General features: G+C 50.4%; 4 protein-coding genes. All 4 read left to right on the top strand.

Features of this window, described 5'->3' with window-relative positions:
• Positions 1–2748, top strand: a 2748-nt coding sequence (locus AC1DN5_RS18700) for a beta-ketoacyl synthase N-terminal-like domain-containing protein (RefSeq protein WP_476982772.1), incomplete at its 5' end; no start/stop codon positions are given.
• 18 nt (positions 2749–2766) lie between these two features.
• On the top strand, positions 2767–9051 hold the full coding sequence (locus AC1DN5_RS18695; protein ID WP_366969189.1) for a type I polyketide synthase: 6285 nt from the start codon (positions 2767–2769) through the stop codon (positions 9049–9051).
• A 39-nt stretch (positions 9052–9090) separates the two neighbouring features.
• Positions 9091–14793, top strand: coding sequence for a type I polyketide synthase (locus tag AC1DN5_RS18690; protein WP_366969191.1), 5703 nt, complete (start codon positions 9091–9093; stop codon positions 14791–14793).
• 51 nt (positions 14794–14844) lie between these two features.
• Positions 14845–24200, top strand: a 9356-nt coding sequence (locus AC1DN5_RS18685) for an SDR family NAD(P)-dependent oxidoreductase (RefSeq protein WP_476982771.1), incomplete at its 3' end; no start/stop codon positions are given.

The following is a 24200-nucleotide window of genomic DNA, read 5'->3' as shown; positions in this document are numbered from 1 at the left end:
CGGCTGGACTTTTTCATTCTGTTTTCTTCCTTGGCGGGAGGCATGGGAAATCCGGGACAGGCCGGTTATGCGGCAGCCAACGCATTTATGGATGTTTATGCAGCCCGCCGAAACCGTCTCGTGCGGGACAACAAGCGGAGCGGGCAGACCCTGTCTGTCAACTGGCCGCTTTGGGAAAAAGGCGGTATGCGTGTGGGCAAAGAGACCGAACGGCTGATGTATGAACAGACCGGAATGAAAGCCATGCGATCGGCCTCAGGCATCCAAGCGCTTTACGCCGCTTTTGCCTCCGGAGAACACCAGGTCATGGTGGCGGAGGGCGACGAAAAACGGATTCGAAAAAACCTGATGCCTGAAGCGCCGGAACCGTCCCGCAGCATTCATGTGTCAAGGAAGACGCACGTCCATCTGCCAAATAAAGTACAAGCAGAACTCAAACATATGATATCAGGCATTCTGAAGGTGAAAGAAGAAGAAATAGATGCTGAATCAGAGATGAGAGATTATGGCTTTGATTCGGTTTCATTCACGCAGTTTGCAAATGAACTAAATAAAATGTATGGGCTTGAACTGACACCGGCCGTGTTTTTTGAATACCCGACAGTCTTTAGTTTTGCCCAATACTTGCTGACGGAACATCCGGATACATTCGGCTCACAGGCAGAAACAGCAACAGAAACGGAGAAACCGATTGTGCGTAAAAAAATGAAGACGGAGCCATTCTCGATTCCGTCCCGCCTTCCTAAAACAAAAACCGCAGCTGCACCTGAAGAGCCCGTGGCGATAATCGGAATCAGCTGTGCATTTCCAATGGCTGAAAATCCGGAAATGTTTTGGGAGAATTTAGCCGGAGAAAAGGACTGCATTTCTGAAATACCGCCGGAGCGCTGGGACTGGAGACAGTATTACGGAGATCCGCAGAAAGATAAAAATGCGAGCAATGTAAAGTGGGGCGGCTTCATTGATGAAACCGCTCAATTTGATCCTTTATTTTTCGGTATTTCTCCGCATGAAGCCGAAATGATGGATCCTCAGCAAAGACTTTTAATGATGCATGTATGGAAAGCGATTGAAGATGCCGGCTGCTCTGCCAAAAGCCTGTCAGGTACAAATACAGGCATTTTTGCAGGCACGGCAAACAGCGGTTACGCTCAGGAAGCTTCAAAGTTCCATATAGAGATTGAGGGTTCTTCCGCCGCCGGAACGGTTCCGTCAATCGGTCCGAACCGCATGAGCTATTTTCTGAATATACATGGGCCGAGCGAACCGATTGAAACCGCCTGTTCAAGCTCATTGGTCGCTGTTCACCGTGCGGTCAGGGCAATTCAGGCCGGAGACTGCAGCATCGCGATTGCAGGAGGCGTCAATGCTATTGTGTCGCCGGATATGCATATCAGCTTTAATAAAGCGGGAATGCTCAGTGAAGACGGGCGCTGCAAAACATTTTCCGATCAAGCGGACGGGTATGTCAGAGCTGAAGGTGCCGGCATGATTGTTTTGAAAACATTATCCGATGCGGAACGTGACGGCGACCGTATTTATGCCGTTATTCGCGGAACGGCGGAAAATCATGGCGGACGGGCGGCTTCCCTTACATCGCCAAATCCGAAAGCACAGACAGAAGTCATGATAAAAGCTTATCAGCAAGCGAACATCGATCCCCGTACAGTGAGTTATATTGAAGCCCACGGCACGGGAACGGCGCTCGGAGATCCGATAGAAATCAACGGACTCAAAGCGGCTTTTGCAGCGCTTTATCAGAAAGCCGGAGTAACGGCACCCGATCAGCCTCATTGCGGCCTCGGTTCCGTCAAAACGAATATCGGCCACACAGAGCTTGCAGCCGGCATGGCCGGTCTTTTAAAAATTATTTTGCAGATGCAGCACAAAACGCTCGTTAAAAGTCTGCATTGTGAAACCGTTAATCCGTATATCAGCCTCGACGGCAGCCCGTTTTATTTCGTCCGCGACACTCAGCCGTGGAAAGCGGCGACAGATGATAGCGGAAATGAACTGCCGCGGAGAGCGGGTGTCAGCTCGTTCGGATTTGGCGGTGTCAACGCTCATGTCGTGCTCGAAGAATATGTTTCTCCTGTTGAAGAGAAACAATGGACGGCCGGTGAACTTCAGCCGTCCTTATTCATTCTCTCGGCAAAGACGGCGGAACAGCTGAAGGAACGTGCGGAACAGCTGCGCAGATATTTGGAAAAGTCACATTCAGCTGACGGAGCTCTTGCGGGTATCGCTTATACGCTTCAGCTTGGCCGGGATGAAATGGAAGAGCGCCTTGCCGTCATTGCTGAAACAAAAGAAGAGCTTACGAACGCGCTGAATGATTTCCTCAGCGGCAAGGAGACGGGGCAGAATTTCTTTACAGGCCGGGACAAAGCGATGAAACAGCTGTTTACAGAGATGACGGACAACGCAGAAATGAGCGGGACCGTAGATCAATGGATTGAAGCAGGAAAGTATGCAATGCTTGCAAAATTATGGGTGCAAGGTTTACATGTCGACTGGAATAAATTATATCCGGACGAAAGACCGAAAAAAGTCAGCCTGCCCGTCTATCCTTTTGCGAAAACACATTGCTGGATACCGCACAGTGCGCAGCATATAAGGCACCGGGAGACTTACGGGACTGATACGTCCCCGCTTGAGACTTATGAGCGCCTGCTTGATGAATTGGAGAAAAACGAAATAAGCATAGAAGCCGCTGTAAAAAGAACGATCGGTTTTTACAGGGATTAGCGTAATGGAGGAAACCATATGAAAGAGTTTCTGCACCGGGTTTTTTCTGACGTCAAAAATAAAAAAATGACAAAACAGGATGCGATCGGCATTTTGCGCGATTATGATATGCGGATGGGACTTCGCCAAGCGGCTTCCCTTCATCCGCTTGCTCAGCAGCATATTTCCGATGAAACGGGACAGGGATTCTCGGCAGCTTTCAGCGGCCGGGAATTTTTTCTCGCTGATGTTTCTTTACAGCATAAAAAGCTTATGCCCGGAGAACTTCTTTTGGAAATGGCGAGAGCTGCGGCTGTTTTGGCAGTAAAGGAGACTGCGGCAGTCCGGCTGACGAATATTGTGTGGTCAAAGCCCATTTTGACTGAGGCTGAGCCGTTCCATATCGAAATCAGGCTGATACCCGCAGAGGGTGAAGCCAAAAGGTTTGAGATTTATAATCCATTTTCTTCCGATTCCAGTCATCATGATGTGTACAGCCAAGGGACGATTCAGCCAGTTGATGCTGTGCCTGGCATGCTGGATATCAGCCGCTTGAAGGAAAACAGCGGTTCCCTGATGGATCAGCAGCAAATTGAAGCCATCACTCAGAACGATGCCGTTCAATACAATGAGCACATGAAAGGAATTGAGCGTATTTACGCCTCAGCAGGACGGATGCTGGCAGACATATCAATTCCATTGACAAACCAAAAAGAATCCTCCCGATTCGGCCTCCCTCCCTGTGTGATGCAAAGTGTTACAGAGGCATGCGCGCTGCTTGGCGGCAAAGAATATAAAACGCTCGCCCCGGTTTCATTGAACGAGCTTTTGTTTTATGAATCTTGTCCTGACAAGGTACGGGCCGAGATACAAGAGAAGGCGGGGAGCTTTTATATTGATTTATGTGACGAGGAAGGAAAAATATGGGCTTCCCTGTCGGGGTTGAAGCTGCAGCCTGTCATCAAGACGGGCGCTCCCGGCAAAACCAATGCCGAACACCGCAGTGAACGTTTGTATGAACAAACGCTTCTTCAGCTCAAAACGCTTTTTGGCCTGACTGCAAAAATTGCTGTTTCCAACATAGATACCGAAGAGCCGCTGGAAACCTACGGAATCGACTCAGTCACTGTGACGAAATTGAACCGCGAATTGTCTCTGCTTTTCGGTGACCTTTCCAAAACGGTTTTTTACGAATATAAGACACTGGGCTCCCTGGCAGCTCACTTTGTCACGGATTATCCAAAAGAATGCCGAAAATGGACAAATGATGATGAGCACCGTTCAGGCATATCAGAACAGGTTTTGGCAAATGAAGATTTTCCGGTGCTTCCGTCATTTATCAAGCGAAAGAAACGGCCTTCTTTTTCCAATGAGAATCAGACAAAAGAAGGGATTGCGATTATCGGAGTCAGCGGATGTTATCCGCAAGCTGAAACACTTGAAGAGTACTGGGATAACTTAGCAGCCGGAAAAGACTGTGTGACGGAAATTCCCGAAGAGCGCTGGGAAAAGGACAAGTACTACAACCCTGATCCCGAAGCGGCCGTGAAAGCAGGGAAAAGTTACAGTAAGCGGGGCGGGTTTCTGAAAGATGCCGCTTTCTTTGATCCGCTGTTTTTTCAAATTTCACCCCGTGATGCTTTGAATATGGACCCGCAGGAGCGTCTCTTTATTGAAATGTGCTGGCAGGTGCTGGAGGATGCCGGTTATACGAAGGAACAGCTTGAGAATCTGTATAACGGCCGGGTCGGCGTTTTTGCTGGCATTACGAAAAACGGGTACGGAATGTACTGGAAAAACGGCGGCGCCCTGCAGCCGAAAACGTCGTTCAGTTCAGCGGCCAACAGAGTTTCCTATTTTCTTAATCTGAAAGGGCCGAGCATGCCGGTTGATACGATGTGCTCGTCTTCGCTGACTGCAATTCATGAAGCGTGTGAAAACATCCTTCGCGGCGAATGTGACATGGCGATTGCCGGCGGTGTGAATGTGTATACGCATCCTTCGGCTTATGCGGAGCTCAGCGCCTATCGAATGCTTTCAAAAGACGGAACGTGCAAAAGTTTCGGTGAAGGCGGGGACGGATTTGTTCCCGGTGAAGGCGTCGGGGCCGTGCTGTTAAAGCCGCTGTCAAAAGCGATGGCTGATAAGGACCATATTTACGGGGTGATTCGCGGCACTCATATCAATCACGGCGGCAGAACAAACGGGTATACAGTGCCGAGTCCGAGCGCCCAGGCTGACGTGATTTCCGGCGCGCTTGAAAAATCAGGAATACATCCGCGGATGATCAGCTGTATCGAAGCCCACGGCACGGGCACTGAACTCGGAGATCCGATCGAAATTGACGGTTTGACCCGTGCATTTCAAACGAAAACGTCAGATAAAGGCTTTTGCGCCATCAGCTCAGTTAAATCCAATATCGGGCATTTGGAAGCCGCGGCAGGGATTGCCGGTGTAACGAAACTGCTGCTCCAGTTTCAAAAACGCAAGCTGGCCCCCTCTTTACATTGCCGGAAATTGAATCCGAATATTGCATTCGACCGGACGCCGTTTGTGGTGCAGCGTGAATTGGCAGACTGGAAACGGCCGGTCATTGAGGAAAACGGAGCGCAGAAAGAGATTTCGAGAATCGCGGGAATCTCTTCTTTTGGCGCGGGCGGGGCAAATGCCCACATATTGATAGAAGAATATATTGAACCTGATAGGGAGATTTCTGAGCCATTCACAGATGAAGACCCCGCAGTCATTTTATTATCCGCCAAACAGGAGGCCAGCCTGAAGCAGCGGGCGCAGCAGCTTCTTCAAGCGATCAGAAAAAATGACGTCACAGACCGCAGCCTCCGGGATGCGGCTTACACCCTTCAAACCGGAAGAGAAGCGATGGAAGAACGTGCGGCGTTTATCGTGACGTCGACAGAGCAGTTAGCGGAAAAACTGCAGCGTTTTATTGACGGCGGGACAGACGGCTGCTTCAGGGGAAAAAGCAAACAGCATAAAGACATTCTAGCCGTTTTTAAGGATGAAGATATGCAGGATGCCGTCCGTAAATGGATGAAAAGAAAAAAATTCGCGAAGCTTCTGGAACTTTGGGTAAAAGGGCTGAAGATTGATTGGGCAGAGCTTTATAACGGCAGCCTGCCGCACCGCATCAGCCTTCCCGGTTATCCATTTATAAAGGATCGCTATTGGCCGGACGATGCAGCGCCGGACAATGTTCGTGATGCTGAAACATTTCGTGAAATCCGCTTTTTACAGAAAAGCTGGGCAGAAAGCAGCCGTGTTCCGGCTAAGGAAGTGCGGGGCGTCATCGGAATAGCTGCTGATCACCAGACAGGAAATTTGGCCGTTGAGCTGTCCCGTTATTTCCCCGAGTCTGAAATCATTGACGCTGCATCACCGGAAATATCCGGGGGCGCGGCCCGGTTTGGCGGTCTGATTGATGTGACCGGATGCGGGACGGAAATCAAGCATGATGACGGCTGGATTCATCGTCTGCAGTCTCTCATTGACAACAGAAACCGCGGCCGAAAGCTTCAGCTGCTTTGTGTGACAAAGGGGCTTGAACCTTTTGCAAATGAAACGATAAATCTCTCAGGTGCAAAAAAGGCCGGATTGTACCGGATGCTCCAAAGTGAGTATAAGGATATCCGCTCGCGGCATATGGATGCAGAACGGACTGCCGAAGATCCTGAGCTGGCAAACCAGATCGCAGAAGAGTTTTTTCGCGATTCTGAAGACATCGAAGTGTGTTACCGAAACGGTGTGCGCTATCATGCGCGGTTAAAGGAAACAAACAGCTTAGCTGAAAAAGAATTTTCATTTCCGGAAGACCATGTGCTCTGGATCACCGGAGGGACCCGGGGACTCGGATATTTATTCGCCCGGCATTTTGCCGAACGTTACGGAGTCACGAAACTCGTGCTTACCGGAAAAGAAACAATGCCTCCGAAAGCGGAGTGGGATGACCATATCAAACGGGATTCCCCGTTTTCCGATAAAGTGAGAAGAATCAGAGAGCTCGAACAAAAAGGGGTCCGAACGGAAGTGCTGTCTGTATCTTCCGGCCCTGAATATGAGCAGGCCGTCAGCCGGGTGAAAGAGAAGATGGGGCCGATAGGAGGCGTGATACACGCAGCGGGAGCCGTAGATCTCGATCATCCCGCCTTTATCCGCAAAACAAGAGAACAGATGATGCCCGTGCTTGAACCTAAAACAGACGGACTGGACCTTTTGTATCAAGCGCTGCACAAGGAGCCTCTCCGGTTTTTTGCGCTGTTTTCTTCAGTGTCCGGCGTGATGCCGGAATTAGGAGCGGGGCAAAGCGATTATGCCATGGCTAACGCCTATATGGATTATTTTGCGGCCGCAAAAGGTTTTCCGGTGCTGAGCATCCAATGGCCAAGCTGGAAAGAAACGGGTATGGGCGAATCAAAAAGCCGAGTCTATCAGAAAAGCGGTTTAAAGAGTATCACTGACAGAGAAGGGCTGAGCCTGTTTGATGCCATTATGGCAGGCGATTGCGGATCTGTTATTATGCCGGCCGTCATCCACCCGGAAAAATGGGAGCCTGACCGTCTGCTGCTTTCATCCGGGCTTACTGAAACAAAGCAGCAGGAACAGGCCGATACAGAAAGCGTTGAGGAATGGCTGACGGGCATTTGCTGCCGGGAATTAAGACTGGAGCCGTCAAGATTTGAATCTGATACACCTTTTCAAGATTACGGAGCCGATTCCATCATGCTTGCCCAAGTGTCCAGAGCGATCGGAAAGAGGATCAAAGCTGACCTTGACCCGGCGGTGCTGTATGAATACCCTACGGTTGCTGCGCTGGCGGGATGGCTTGAAACAGCATACCCGGAAATCAAAGCTGCCGTTTCAAAACCGGTGCAGCCTGTAATCCCGTACATTCCCAAACAAACAGCAGCCGCTGTCATTCAGCCTTCCGGAGCTCCAGCGGCGCAAGACATCGCTGTTGTCGGGATGTCCTGCCGTTTTCCGGGAGCTGAATCAATTGAAGCTTATTGGAAGCTGCTGTCTGAAGGAACGTCGGCCATTCAAAGGGTGCCGAAAGAACGCTGGAAAACGGAGAAGGCGGATTATGCGGGCCTTTTAAAAAATGTAACGCATTTTGACCCGGAGTTTTTCCTTATTCCCGAAGAAGACATCAAGGCAATGGATATCCAGTCCTTTCTTATATTAGAAGAGGCGCTCCATCTGTTCAGAGACAGCGGTTACTCTTTACAAGAAATGAAAGGCAGGTCAGCCGGTGTTTATTTAGGAGGACGCGGCGGCAGTATGCCTGACGAAAACCGTCTGAAGCATGCAAAAAATCCGATAGTCGCCGCCGGCCCGAATTACTTAGCGGCCAATCTTTCTCAATTCTTTGATTTGAAGGGACCGAGTCTCGTTTTGGATACGGCCTGTTCTTCAGCGCTTGTCGGTATGAATATGGCGATACAGGCGCTTTCTTGCGGCGAAATCGACTCAGCGGTGGTCGGGGGAGTCAGTCTGCTGGAATCCGGTCAAACCCACCGGATGTTCGAACTTCGCAATCTGTTAAGCGAAGAGCCTGCGTTTCATATTTTTGACCGCCGCACCGGCGGCATCGTATTGGGAGAAGGCGTCGGAATGGTGTATTTAAAAACAGCGGCCCAGGCTGTAAAAGACGGGGACCGGATTCATGCGGTCATTAAAGGCATTTCCGTAAACAATGACGGCAGAACCGCGGGGCCTGCCACACCGAATATACAGGCGCAAAAAGAAGTGATGGCCAAGGCGCTTGCCAAAAGCGGCAGAAAAGCGGAGGATATCTGCTACATTGAAGCAAACGGTTCAGGCTCTGAAGTAACAGACCTTTTGGAACTGAGGGCGATTGAAGCGGTGTACCGTATGCAAAACAGCGCGCCTTGCGAATTGGGGTCGATGAAGCCGAATATCGGACACCCGTTATGCGCTGAAGGGATTGCCGGATTCATTAAAACAGTGCTTATGCTCTCGCGCCGAATGCGTGTGCCTTTCCTTTCGGGCAAAGAGCCGATGACGCATTACGATTTGTCCGCCTCGCCGTTTTATTTTTCGCACGCTCTGCGTGAATGGACGGATTCACCGCGGATTGCCGCCGTCAGCAGCTTCGCTGACGGAGGGACGAATGCCCATGTCATAGTGGAAGCTTGGGAGCAAAAGGCGTATACCCCGGTTAGAAAGCCTTTGCCGAGACAGGAATTAAAACGCCGGCCCATTCGTCCGGACAAAGCCGAAAACCTGCATGAAAACGCACATAAGTCCCACCCGAATACGTTTTGGAAACAAATAAAGACTTACTGATTGCGCTGAAAATTGAACGTCGATATGGAGGAAGTTCATATGCAAGAGCAGCTTCTTATTAACAATCAGCACCCCGTTCTGAAACATCATAAAGCCTATGGAAAGGAACTGCTGCCGGGTCTGGCTTATATTGACCTGATCTATCAGACTTTCAGAGAAAACGGTTTTTTTCATGCCAGCCTTGAACTCAGGCACTTATCGATTTTTCACCCTTTAGCTCCTGAACAGGGAGAATCAATCCTGCTTTCCGTTGATTGTACAGTGAGCAGCGAAGGGCAGTGGAAGGTGGAGGTGAAAGGGCAAAAACAAGGTGACGAAGCAGCAGAGACAAAGGTATATGCCGCGGCGCACATGCATTCCGTCAAGCCCGCCGGCTTCCAAGAGAGCGTCCGGATGGATGCCGTAAAACAAACGGCGGCAGAAATACCGATTGAGGACATTTACGCGGAATGCAGGGATCAAGAACTGGTTCATTCAGGAATGATGAAAGGCTGTGGAAGCGTCTACCAAACTGAAAAAGAGATTTATATTGATCTGTCGGTGCAAAAGGATCAGCTGGAACATGCAGAAGAGGCGATGTTTCATCCCGCATTGATAGATGCGAGCAGCATCGGCTCCAATGTATATCTCGCTCCTTTGACGAGAGAGGAGGGGCAATTATTTCTGCCGCTGTTTTATGAATCGTTTTATTGCGCCGAATTGCTGCAGACGACATGTATCACCAAGATAAAAAAAGAATCCGTCACCCGTAAGAAAGATCTCGTTTACGTGACAATGGAGTTTTTCAATGAGGAAGGCAGAAAAGTCGGCGAACTGAAAAACTTCGCCAATAAACTGGTGAGGGACCCGGAACTGATCAACCAGAAACGGCAAAAGAAAGAACCTGACGGGCGGAATGCCGTCCCGGCTCCGCAAGCAGAACCGGCGCCTTCCGCCGGCCTTACTGAACAGTGCATCGTTTATTTAAAAGAATTGCTTGCCGCCCGATTGAACAAACCTGTGAAAGAGATTGACCCGGATATCGGCTACTATGAAATGGGGCTGGATTCTCCGGGGCTGTTGGACATGGTAAAGGAAATTGAACGAAAAATCGGTTCGCAGCTTCTGCCGACGCTGTTATTTGAATACACGACAATCACGGAATTGGCGGGGTATTTGTGCGAACATTACGGAGCCGGTTTCGGCCATGCTCAAAGCGGGCATTCAAATGCTGAACCTTTGCATCGGGAAAAAAAGAGGACGACCCAAATCCGCGTGAAAAAATCAACGTCAGCCGGAACACAGAATGGAGATATTGCCATCGTCGGGATGGCGGGACGGTACCCCGGCGCCAAAAATCTTCGTGAATTCTGGGCAAATTTAAAAAATGGCGAAAACAGCATAACGGAAGTGCCTCGTTCCCGCTGGGATACGAGGAAATATGAGCATTTGCGATCGCCGTCCGGCAAGCCGATTTCCAAATGGGGCGGTTTTATAGACGATCCGGATTGTTTTGATGCGAAATTTTTTCGGATTTCTCCGCGGGAGGCAGAAGCTAAAGATCCGCAAGAACGATTGTTTTTAGAAACATGCTGGGAAACGATTGAGGATGCGGGCTACACGCCGGAAACAATCGTTCAGCCGAAAGGGCCGAATAAGAGAATGAACGTCGGTGTGTTTGCCGGGGTGATGCATATGGATTATTCTCTCGTCGGCGCTGAAGCTGCGGCCAAAGGGCTGGTCTTTCCTTATCCCTTGAACTATGCGCCGATCGCAAACCGGGTTTCATATTTTTGCAATTTTCACGGGCCGAGCATGGCGGTTGACACCGTGTGTTCGTCATCTCTGACGGCCGTCCATATGGCGGCGGAAAGTCTGAGACGCGGTGAATGTGAAGCAGCTCTTGCCGGAGGCGTCAATTTATCATTGCACCCGACAAAATATATCACATACGGCTTGATGGATATGCATTCGAGTGACGGCCTGTGCCGCACGTTCGGTGAAGGCGGCACAGGCTATGTCTCAGCTGACGGCATCGGGGCCGTGCTGCTGAAGCCGCTTCACAAAGCCGAAGAAGATAAGGATCATATTTATGCGGTGATAAAAGGCAGCGCCGTCAATCACGTGGGAACCGTCAGCGGGATTACCGTGCCGAGCCCTGTGGCACAGGGGGATATGATAGCTGAATGCTTTGAAAAAACGGGGATTGATCCCCGGTCGATTTCTTATGTGGAAGCGCATGGAACCGGAACTTCTTTAGGAGATCCGATTGAAATACAAGGTCTTGTTAAAGCTTACCGCACGTTTACGGAGGATCGGCAATTTTGTGCGATCGGTTCCGTTAAATCGAATATCGGACATGCGGAATCAGCAGCCGGGATCAGCGGGCTTCATAAAACGGTTTTGCAGCTGTTTCACAAAACGCTTGTCCCTTCTTTGAACTCAGAGACGATTAATCCGTATCTTCGTTTAGAGGACTCGCCATTTTACGTGCAGCAAAAAACCGAGTCATGGAAAAAGCCGGCGTATACAGAGAACGGCAGTGAACATTCCTGTCCGAGACGCGCAGGCATCAGTTCATTCGGGGCGACGGGTTCAAACGTTCATCTCATTTTAGAGGAGTACAGGCCCAAAAACCCCGGCATTACGGAGAATCAAGAGAGACCGTATATCGTGCCTCTATCAGCGAAAAATCCGGAGCGGCTGCAGGAATACGCTGCCCGCCTGCTGATATTTCTCAAAGATAAAGCGCTTGAAGGAAGCGGTCCGCTTCATGACAAAATAGATACAATGCAAAATCAGCTGGAAAATGCGTTGCGGGGTGTTCTGGCGGAAGTTCTGCATGTAGGGGCCGGCTCGGTAGATGGTGACCACGATTGGAAGGAATTCGGCTTGGATGTCATGCAGCTGACACAGTTTTCTGAGCTGATGACGGATCAATACGGGCTGGAAATAGACATGACTGATCTCATACAGCATACTTCCGTCCGGACTTTAGCGGAATGTCTGACAAAAGATGAGAAACATAAGAATATTCTTTCCGGTCTTTTCGGTCAGTCCGGCTTAGATAAGCAGCCTGATGAACCTTTTTCCCTGCGGTCACTGGCGTATACGCTGCAAACGGGACGGCTGGCAATGGAAGAACGGCTTGTTTTTTTAGTGAACGATCAAGCGGACCTGATCCGGAAATTAACCGAATTTACAGAACGAAAACGGCAGATTGACGGCTGCTTTCAAGGGCGGTCTGATAGCGGAACGGAAATCAGGGGTTTCCTGAATGATGATCAGGATACGGAGGAGCTGATCCGAAAATGGATGGACAGCGGCACTTACAAAAAACTTGCGGAGTTGTGGTCAAAAGGATTTGAGATAGACTGGACGCGGCTGTATCAGGAGGAGAAACCGCGCAGGATGAGTCTGCCGACGTATCCGTTTGCAAAGGAACAATATTGGATACCGGAGCCCGATCATCCCGTTACTTCCGTAAATACAGAAAGCAGGCTTCACCCGCTGCTTCACCGCAATACATCAGATTTGTTAGAACAAAAATTCAGCACGGTACTAAACGGAGATGAATTCTTCTTAGCCGATCATATCGTCCGAAACAAGCGTGTTCTCCCCGGGGCGGCTTACCTTGAAATGGCGAGAGCCTCGGCTGAACTGGCTGCCGCGCCGTTAGCCGCTGAATACACGGCTAAAACCGGAATTTCGCTGCGGTATATCAGCTGGATACGCCAGGCCGTTCATAAAAAAGAGCCGCTGCGAATGACGACAGGGCTTTCCTTGGAGGATAACGGCAATATTTCATTTCAGGTGTACAGCAATGAAAACGATTCAGACATTTATTGTGAAGGCAGTGCTGTGATTGAGCCGCTGTCTGAGGCGCCGGTCCTGCATATTGAACAGCTGAAAGCGCGATGCCGCAAAAAAGTGCTGTCAAAAGAAGACTGTTATGCGGCGTTTACAAAGGCGGAAATTGTATACGGACCTTCACATCAAGGAATTGATCACATTTATTGCGGGGAAAAAGAAGCCTTGGCTAAATTGGTGCTCCCTGCTTCCGTTTCTGATGAGGCCGAACAGTTTGTGCTCCATCCTAGTCTGATTGATTCCGCTTTTCAGGCGGCCATCGGCGTTATGAATGAAGATCAAGCGGGTTATCCGGAGCAGCCGTTAATGCCTTTTGAATTGCATGAACTGACCGTTTTTCATCCGTGCAGTCCAAACATGTGGGCGGCCGTGTTTGTGACGCATGAAACACCGGCCGTGCGAAGAATGGACATTGATATATGTGATGAACGCGGCAATGTGTGTGTAAGGATAAAAGGATTTTCTGCCCGAATGGCCGAAAGTGCGCCGCCCGTAACCGATAATAAGCAATACGATCTGCCGGGTAACCTTACCGGTGCCGTCAAACTGATGCAGGTATGGGACGCGGAACCGATAGACAACCAAACCGGCTTCCCCATTTCTGAAGCAAATGCTGTCATTATAGGCGGTACAGACGGGCAGGCCGACGCGGTTTTACGATTGTTTCCTAAAGCTGTGCGATTTGACAGCAGCCAAAGTGCTTCCGTTGAAGCGATATCTGATCGGCTCCGCCGTCTCGGTGAGATTCAGCATATGATCTGGTTTGCCCCTCAGCCGGCTGATTCTTACATCCATGATCAAAAAAGCGGGGTGCTGCAAATTTTCAGAGCGGCCAAAGCTCTTATCGGCCTCGGGTATGGAAAAGAGCAGCTCGGGATGACGGTGATTACGCACCAAGCACAGCCCATCACCCAATATGATGAGGCGCGTCCCGCTCATTCCAGTGTGCACGGTTTTGTCGGGTCTCTCGCTAAAGAACATCCGAGCTGGCACATCCGTCTGGTCGATCTTGAAGACGGGGGGGATTTCCCCGCAGAAGACATATTCAGCCTGCCCCGCGACCGTACGGGTAAAGCATGGGTGCACAGACATCAGGAATGGTACAGGCCTCAATTGCTTCCGGTCCAAAGCGGGCCGTCTGAAAGTGTTCCTTACCGCTATGGAGGCGTATATGTCATCATCGGCGGTGCGGGAGGCATCGGCGAGGTTTGGACAGATTATATGGTGACGACGTATAAAGCCCGAATCGTCTGGATCGGGAGGCGGCCGCTGGACAGCCGGATACGCCAAAAAATAGACCGGTACCGGTCATCAGGCCCGGCTCCCGAATATATAGCCGCAGATGCTTCTGATCTTCCATCGCTTCAGCGCGCCTATGAACAGATTAAAAACACATACGGCACCATCAGCGGCGTCGTTCATTCAGCGATGGTATTTGCGAATGAAAGCGTAAAAGATATGGAAGAATCACAGTTTCACGCCGGTCTTGCGGCGAAAGTGGATATTTCCGTCAACATTGCCGAAGTATTTGCGAAAGAGTCTTTGGACTTTATTCTCTTTTTCTCTTCGGTTATTTCATATATTAAGAATCCGAATCAAAGTCATTATGCGGCGGGGTGTGCATTTAAAGACGCATTTGCCCATGAGCTTTCCGGACGGCTGTCATGCCGGGTCAAAGTGATGAACTGGGGTTATTGGGAGCGGGCTGACAATCACATTTCTGAAGAGTTTGACAGACTGAGTGCAATCGGTCTCGGGCTGATCAGCCGGGCGGAAGGGATGCAGGCGCTGGAAACTTTGCTGACGCAGCCGATCTCCCGTATGGGGCTGATGAAGCTGACCAAGCCGATTCCGATCGAGGGAATGAACCCTCATGAATTTGTGACTATCTGATTGCCTGTCAAAATGACGGAGCAAATTTAATTTTCTTAGGAGGATAAGGTTTTGGGTAAGGGAGACAAACAAAAAGACCGTACACAGTTATCCTTAAGAACAGAAATAAGCAATCAAATGAAAGAATTGAATCGGCTTTTGCTGCAAGTATTGCGGGTGACGCTGCGTTCAATGGGTCTGACCGGCGAAGCGCCGGCGGCTTCCTGTCTGCCTTTATATGAGCGCTGGCTGGAAGAAAGTATCCGTCTTTTAGACAGCGATTTTAAAAGCGGTGAAACGTCCGCGGTTTGGGAAGAGTGGCATAAGAAGAAAAACGAATGGCTGAAAGATCCGGATATGAAAGCGCAGGCACTGCTGGCGGATACCGTCATTCAAGCTTTGCCTGACATTTTAACAGGCAAAATAAAAGCCACGGACGTGATGTTTCCCGATTCTTCAATGGAGCTTGTTGAAGGAATCTATAAGCATAACATTCTCGCTGATTATTACAACGATGTGCTGGCAAATGAAGCGTGTATTTACGTGGAAAATGTAATTAAAAACAATCCTGATGCAAACATCCGTCTGCTGGAGATCGGAGCGGGCACCGGCGGAACGAGCAGCACACTGTTTAAAAAGCTCCGCCCCTATCAAAACCATATTCAGGAATACTGTTATACCGACTTGTCAAAAGCTTTTTTAATGCATGCCGAAAAGGAATACGGCGCGGACAATCCGTATTTGACGTATCAGCTGTTTAATGTGGAGCAGCCTGCGGCGGGCCAGGGATTCCATCTGAGAACCTACGATATCGCTATCGCCGCAAACGTGCTGCATGCCACCAAAAATATCCGGAAAACCTTACGGACGGCAAAAGCCGTATTGAAAAAGGACGGTTTGCTGCTCGTTAATGAACTGGGCGGGCATACGCCGTTTACACATGTTACATTCGGCTTATTAGAGGGCTGGTGGCTGTACGAAGACGAGGCGCTGCGGATTCCGGGGTGCCCCGGTCTTTATCCGGAAACATGGAAATCCGTTTTAATGGCTGAAGGCTTTCATTCCGTTCAATTTCCGGCTGAAAACGAACGTCTGCACACCCAGCAGATTATCACGGCGAAAAGCAACGGAGTCATCAGGCAGAGCAGGGAAGCTTACACCGCGCAAAAGCGCCAATCAAACGTACCGCAAACATCCTCTGATCGTCAGCTCCCCATCAAACAAGCGGGAGAGGGGCTTTCGGAAAAGACAGCGGCTTTTCTGATAAAGGCTGCGGCAAACGTATTAAAAATGCCGGCAGAAGAGATAAATCCGCTGGCTCCTCTGGATGAATACGGCATTGACTCTATTCTGATCGTTCAGCTGACGAATGAGCTGCGGGATCTCGTCCCTGATATCAGCAGCACGCTGTTTTTTGAATACCGGACGATAGAAGAGCTTGCCGCATACTTGGCTGAAACGAAGGAGCGCGAACTGCATGCGCGATTTTCTGAAGAAGTCCGTCATATTGAAGCGGTATCATCCGGCTCTTTGCTTGAAAAAAGCACAGAGTATCTGAAACAGATCGTCAGCGCCATCTTAAAGATGCCGATTGAGGACGTTCAAGCCCATACGCCCCTTGAAGAATACGGAATCGATTCCATCTTAATCGTACAGCTGACCAACCGCGTGCGGGAAGACATACCTGATATCAGCAGCACTTTGTTCTTCGAGTATCCGACAATCGGCGGATTAGCGGAATATCTCGTCAGCTCAAGACAGGATGATATGGCTGGGATTTTCAAGACAAATAAAGAAGCCGAAAAGGCGCCGCACACATTACAGAAAAAGCAAAGCCGCAAAAAAAGCGCCGGATTGACGAAGCGCCAAGCGGCATCTTTTTCTGAAAAAGCGCCGCCCGCTTCCGAACCGCCGTCAAAACACCTTGAAGTGGCCATTGTCGGTCTTGCCGGGAGGTATCCCGGAGCTGAAAATGTTAATGAGTTCTGGGAACGGTTAAAGACCGGTGAACATGGAATCACCGAAATTCCGAAAGACCGCTGGGATTGGCGGGACTACTATGATGAGACAAAAGGGAAGGAAGGCCGGATGTATACAAAGTGGGGCGGCTTTTTAACAGATATTGATAAATTTGACCCGCTGTTTTTTAAAATCTCCCCGAAAGAAGCGGAGCGCATGGACCCGCAGGAGAGACTGTTTCTGGAAACCGCTTATGCGGCCCTTGAGGATGCCGGATATACCCCTGATTCACTATGCGCCGGTAAAAAGGTTGGTGTCTTTGCGGGTGTCATGAACGGCAACTATCCGACAGGGGCCCACTACCACTTTATCCCGAACCGCGTATCCTATGTGTTTGATTTTCACGGTCCGAGCATCGCGGTCGATACCGCATGCTCCTCATCCTTAACCGCCATTCATCTCGCCGCAGAAAGCATCAGAACAGGTGCATCTGAATGCGCGATTGCCGGCGGCGTAAATCTGATTACAGATCCGGTTCATTATATCGGGCTTTCTTCTATGAGAATGCTGTCACCGTCAAACGCGTGCAAAGCGTTCGGTGATAAGGCTGACGGGTTTGTTGACGGAGAGGGCGTCGGCTGTATCGTGTTAAAGCCGTTGAATAAGGCTGTTGCAGATCATGATCATATATACGGTGTCATTAAAGGAAGCGCTCTGAACGCCGGCGGCAAAACGAACGGGTTCACCGTTCCGAATCCGAATGCACAAGGGGAAGTGATCGCAGACGCGATGGAGCGGGCAGGGATTGACCCGAGAGCAATCAGCTATCTGGAAGCCCACGGCACCGGCACTTCCTTGGGAGATCCGATTGAAATCGCAGGGTTAACCAAGGCTTTCCGCCGCTATACGGATGCAGCGCAATTTTGTTCCATCGGTTCTGTTAAATCCAATATCGGACACCTGGAAAGTGCGGCGGGCATTGCTGCGGTCACCAAAATTCTTCTTCAGATGAAACACGGATATCTAGTGCCGTCGCTGCATTCAAAGCAGCTGAACCCGGAAATTGATTTTGAAACTTCTCCTTTTATCATGCAGCAGGAAACGGCGGAATGGAGACGGCCGGTCATAGAATCTGAAGGAGTAACACGGGAATATCCGAGAATCGCGGGTACATCTTCTTTCGGCGCGGGCGGAGCGAATGCCCACCTGCTGATAGAAGAGTATGAACCGGCAGAAATAACTTCGGCAGACTCCGGCCGTCCGGCGCTTTTTGTTTTATCGGCAAAAGATAAAGACCGCTTGCGCGAGCGGGCTCTATTGCTGTCGGATGCCGCCGGAAACGGAACAATTACAGATGCGAATCTGCTTGACGCGGCATTTACCCTTCAAGTCGGCAGAGTCCCGATGGAAGAACGGCTGGCGATGACAGCGGACTCTGTTTCTGAATTGGAACAGAAGCTGACTGCTTTTCTGAATAATGCTGGTTCCGTAAGCGGGGTGTTTACAGGCCGGAGTGATAGTTCTGTCACAGAGACGGAAGGCACAGTCAGTGATTGGATGGAAAAACATCAATTTGACAGTCTTTTGAGTGCCTGGGTTCACGGGGCGCCCGTTGATTGGGCATCTTTATATAAAGGCTCGCTGCCGCATCGTATCAGTCTGCCGTCTTATCCATTTGCAAAAGAAAGCTACTGGATGAAGCGGGAAGAACCAAAAACCGGAACAACTGAATATGTGCATCCTTTCCTGCATGAAAATACGTCAACCTTGGCGGAGCAAAGCTATCATACATCTTTTACAGGCCGGGAACACGTTTTCCAGGATGTGAGAGGGGAGCGGGTTCTGTCGGCTGCCGTTTATCTAGAAATGGCGCTAGCGGCTTATCATCATGCGGCAGACAGCTCTGAAGAAAAAGAGATATGGATCCGAACGGCGGCATGGACTGACCCGATTACCGGCGGACATCACGGTGCGGGCGTCAATCTCTCCCTTCTGTCTGAAGACGAGGAAGGCATCCATTATGAAATATACAGTGACGCAGAGAAGCTGCATCATTATGGAATCGTCGGACAAGGGAACATACAGCCATCCCGCGTGCTTGATATTGTCTCCTTACAAAAAGACTGCCGCCCGCTGTCATTCGATTATGAAACACCAGGCATATCAGGTGTAACCGTCAGTAAGGAGTTCCGCACCGTTGAAAAGCTTTATGCGGGAGAAAATGCGGTTTGGGCGAAGCTTGCTCTTATAGATGAAAGCGGCGGCCGTAATCCGGGATATCATATACCGCCGGAATTTTTGGACGCAGCTTTTCATGTCCTGGCAAAAACGGAGCCGTCAGTCCATATCGTGCCTGAAGCAGTTGAAGAACTGCGCGTCATGCGTCCGTGTTCATCCGGCATGTGGATGTATATTAATAAAAAGAATCAAACCGGCTGTGACATTCAATTTTGTGATGAAACCGGCATTGTCTGCGCAGAAATCAAAGGGGTGAGAATGAGACAGCCGTCTCAGCAGGATCACGGGCAAGAGGAACAATCCGAGATGATGATATTTGAAGAAATGTGGACTCAGCAGCCTTTGGGGAAATCCATTCATGAAGAGCTGAAAACGGTCATCTGTTTCCTTACGGGAGAAGCTGCCAGAAAGCATGCTTATCGGTCTTTACAATCTCTTTATCCGGGAACCGGCGTGTTTTTTATTTCACAGGGTGAGGAAACTCAAAAGCTTTCAAACACGCATTATCAAATTAAAATCACTGACGGACAAGCATATCAAGAAACGTTTCGGCATATTGAAACGGCTGCTGGCAAAGCGGATGCCGTTTTATATGGATGGCCGCTTGAAGATGAAAAGGCCGTGAAAGACTATTCCATTCTCTATCATGTGATCCGCGCAGCTGCTTCTTTGCGTTCTAAACCGAGGCGAATCCTTCTTTCCGCTCAGTGCGGGACCGATACCGATATCAGTTACGCCGAGTCATGGATCGGGCTGGAACGGTCGCTGAAACTGATTCTGCCGGAGACGGATACGGCCGCGGTTTATTTTGGACAAAAAGGACCGTTTGAAAAGCTGATCCATAACGTATGTGAAGAGCTTCGCAGCGAGTCATTCCGCAGTGTCATGTACAGCGGGGAAAGCCGTCACGTCATGGAAATGAAGCAGACGGATATTGCCCCTGTTGAGCAGCGTGTGATAAAAAGCGGAAAAACGTACTTGATTACCGGCGGATGCGGGGGATTAGGCTTGTTATTCGCCGGATATTTTGCTGAAAAAGGACCGGTTACGCTCATTTTGACGGGGAGATCAGCGGCAGGCGGCCCGGTGATGAACAAGATCAAGAGATTGGAAGAATCAGGCGCCAAGGTGTTTTACGTGCAGGCGGATGCCGCAGATCAGGCTCAGATGGAGAAAGGTTTGCAAGAAGCGAAAGAAAAAGGATGCGGGCCGATTCACGGTGTCATTCACGCTGCAGGTCTTCAAGGCACTGAAAGCATTCTGGAGAAAGATCTGCAAACCTTTCAGCAAGTCTTAGCGCCAAAAGCGGACGGCACCGCGGTGTTAGATCTGGTTCTGTCACGGGAGCCGCTTGACTTCTTCTGTTGTTTCTCTTCTTCTTCAGCGATTTTAGGAGACTTCGGTTCTTGTGACTACGCAATGGGGAACCGCTTCCAAATGGCTTTTGTCCGTCATCGGGATAAACTTGTGAGCCTCGGACTCAGAAGCGGCAAGTCACTTGCCATCAATTGGCCGCTTTGGAAAGAAGGGGGGATGCATGTCGGCACGGCGGAAAGCACCGATATGTATTTAAAATCAAGCGGACAGCGTTATTTATACACAGAGGAAGGACTCGAAGCCTTTGAAACATTGTTAGTCCAGCCGTCCAGCCAGTATCTCGTCCTGGCCGGCTTTCCGTCGAGGGCCAAACGCTTCCTGCAGATAGATCAAGGCGAACGGCCGATTTCGGGTTCTGTACACAGGAACGTCCCGTTTTCAGGAAGGCGGAGTGAAATGAAAGGCTTTACACTGGAAGAATGCGTAAGCTGGGATGTGAAGGAACTGGCGGCGGGGCTTTTGAAAATAGACAAGAACAGACTGACGGACGCTGACAATCTGGCTGATTTCGGCTTTGATTCTATCAGTTTGGCGGAATTCGCCTCTTCTTTGTCCGCTCATTACGGAATTGAAGTGACACCGGCCCTGTTTTTCGGACATTCCACACTGGAGAAGGTCGTCCGCTATTTTCTGACGGAGCACAAGTCCGTCATGGAGCATGTCTATGAAGAAAAGAAACCTGAATCCGCAGATCAATCTGTCTTTGAAAAGGCAGGAACGGAAAAGCGGAAGAAGCAGAGGGGAAGAAATAAGCTGAACGCCGGAACCGAGGGCGTTCAGGCAGCTGATTCCATTGCCATTATCGGCATGAGCGGCCGATTTCCTCAGGCACGCACGGCGGACGAGCTGTGGGACATTCTGTTTCAGGAAAAGGACGTTGTCGCACCGGTCGCAAAAAAAGGCTTCACAAGTTCAAAATGGAAACTCGGCGCTGTACCGGGGGCGGACGAATTCGACCCTTTATTTTTTGAAATATCGCCGAGGGAAGCTGAAACGATGGATCCGAAACAGCGGCTGCTTCTTCAGGAAGCGTGGAGGGCCCTTGAGGACGCCGGCTACGGCGCCAGTCACATCAGGCGGCAGACGATCGGTATGTTTGTGGGGGCGGAAGAAGGAGATTATCACCTTTTAACACGGGACAAAGGCAATGTCACGTCTCATCATAACGGTATTTTGGCGGCGCGGCTGGCTTATCACTTGAATTTATCAGGTCCTGTGATGGCGATCAATACTGCATGTTCTTCGGGGCTCGTTTCTGTCCATCAGGCGGTATTAAGCCTGCAGAATAAAGAGTGCACAACAGCTGTTGCGGCCGGGGTGAATATCATGAATACCCCGGACTTTTTTGAAACGATAGATAAAGCCGGAATGCTGTCGGAAAACGGGAAATGCTTCGCGTTTGATAAAAGGGCTGACGGCATGGTTCCGGGGGAAGCGGCCGCGGCGGTTGTTCTTAAGCCGCTGAGAGAGGCGGAAGCGGATGGTGATCCGATTTACGGGGTGATTCGGGCGAGCGGCATCAATTATGATGGGAAAACAAACGGAATTACCGCTCCGAGCGGCGTCGCGCAGACCCGGCTGCTTACTTCCGTTTATGACCGGGGCCGTATCAACCCTGAAGATATCGAATATATCGTCACACACGGCACAGGGACAAAACTCGGTGATCCGGTGGAAATTAACGCGCTTTATGACGCATTTTCTGCCTATACAAACAAAGAAGCATTTTGCGCGCTCACGTCAATTAAAACCAATATCGGCCACACGTTTGCCGCGTCAGGCATTGTCAGTTTGATCAGTCTTTTACAGGCGTTCTCCCGTGAAATGATTCCCGCCAGTCTGCATTGCAGCGGGGAAAACCGCTATATCAACTGGGAGAAGAGTCCTTTTTATGTGAATAAAACGGGAAAACCGTGGCCTTCTCTGCCGGATAAAAACCGAATGGGGGCAGTCAGCGCATTCGGGATGAGCGGAACAAACGCCCATGTCGTTATGGAAAGCTATAAGCGCAGCGTTTCACCTCATCGGCATGCCCCTGCATATTTACTGACTTTGTCTGCAAAAACAAAGGATGCCCTTCAGGAAAAAATCGAAGATATGATCACTTGGGCGGAAAATGGCGGACTGAAAGAAAATGATCTAGCCCAGCTCAGCTATACGTTGCTAAAAGGACGGCATCACTTTAACCATCGCGCCGCCATCGTGGTTCAAGATGCTGATGACACAGTGTATATATGGAAGCAGGCAAAGCTTAATGAACATCACCCTTATGCGTTTTCGGGAAAAGTACCGCAGCACTTTGCAGGCCGTCAGCATATTCAGGAGCACATAATAGAAGTGCTCGGCAAGTGCAGCGCCTCATATTCTGACCATAGAAAATATCAGGAGCTGTTATGCGTGCTGGCAGATTTTTATTGTCAAGGTTATGAAATCGAAGGGGACTTGCTTTATGGCGGACCTTTGCCGCGAATCGGCAATCTGCCGGGCTACCCGTTTGCCAGGCAGAAGTATTGGGCGTCCGATTGTCTTCAGAGAGAGCTTGAAAGCCGGAACTCAGCTGAACGTGAAAAGCTTCACCCGCTGCTCCACGCGAATACATCGACCTTTACCGCCCAGCGCTTTACTTCTGTTTTTTCAGGGCGTGAACCATTTTTTGCCGATCATATCGTCAATGGAAAACCGGTGCTTCCGGGCGCGGCTGCTTTAGAAATGGCCCGGGCCGCCGTTACACTTGCCGCTGAAGACTTGCCGGACGGGAAAGCGGGTGTCCGGCTCAAACAGATCGTTTGGCTCCGTCCGGTGACGGCGCTTTCTGAAGGAGTGACGCTTCATGTAAAGCTTCAGCCGGAAGAAAACGGAGACATCGCTTTTGAAGCGTATGCCGAAGGAGAAAAGCCGCTTGTCTTTTTCCAGGGAAAGGCCGTGCTCGAAGAGACGGAGCGTGCTCCGGTACTCAATGTGGAAGCGGTTCAGGCGCGCTGCGGCGGCCGGCGTATGTCAAAGGCTGAGTGCTATGAAGCATTCGACAGCCTCGGCATCACCTACGGACCGTCTCATCAGGCGCTTGACGCCGTCTATGCCGGGAGCGGAGAAGTGCTCGCGAAGCTCACTCTTCCGCCGTCCGCCCGTGAAGAAAAGGAGCCGTTCATCCTGCATCCGAGCATGCTGGACGCCGCCCTTCAGGCTTCTATCGGTCTCGTGCTCTCAGACGGTTCCGCGTCCGGACGGCCGTTCCTGCCGTTTGCCCTCCAGGATATGCAGGTGTTTTCTGCGTGCCGGGAGACGATGTGGGCGGTGCTTTCCTCAGCGGACGGCGCCTATCATATTGAGCTGTGTGATGAAAACGGCGCGGTATGTGTCCGATTGACGGGACTCACCGCCCGTTTTCTGGAAGAGGAAACGGAGGGAAAACCGCTCTTGCTTCAGCCAAAGTGGCAGGAATCACCGCCGGGTGAAGACGGCGGACAAGAAGAGTCTTTCAGATACGTGACGCTGTATGGCGGAATGAACGCTGAGGACATAAACGGCGCCGTATGTGCGGCTGACGGCAAAGGTCCGCTTGAGGACCGTTATGACGCCTGCGCGGCGGAGCTGTCAGCGATCGTCACCCGTCTTATCAAAGAAAAACAGAAGAAAAAAACGCTGATCCAGCTTCTTGTCCCCGACAGGGGGGAAGACAATGTATTGGCGGGGCTGGCCGCTTTCCTGAAAACGGCTCACCTTGAACATCCGAAGCTGTACGGCCAAGTCATCCAAGCCGATCCGGACGAGCCAGCATCATCGCTTCTTGCCAAACTGAAAGAAAACCGGGTGCATCCTGAACAAGCGGAAATCCGTTATGAAGACGGCAAACG

Source organism: Bacillus sp. 01N42_2, assembly GCF_056399565.1.
The sequence above is the reverse complement of the archived record's forward strand: the minus strand, read 5'-3'. Positions and strand labels throughout refer to the sequence as shown.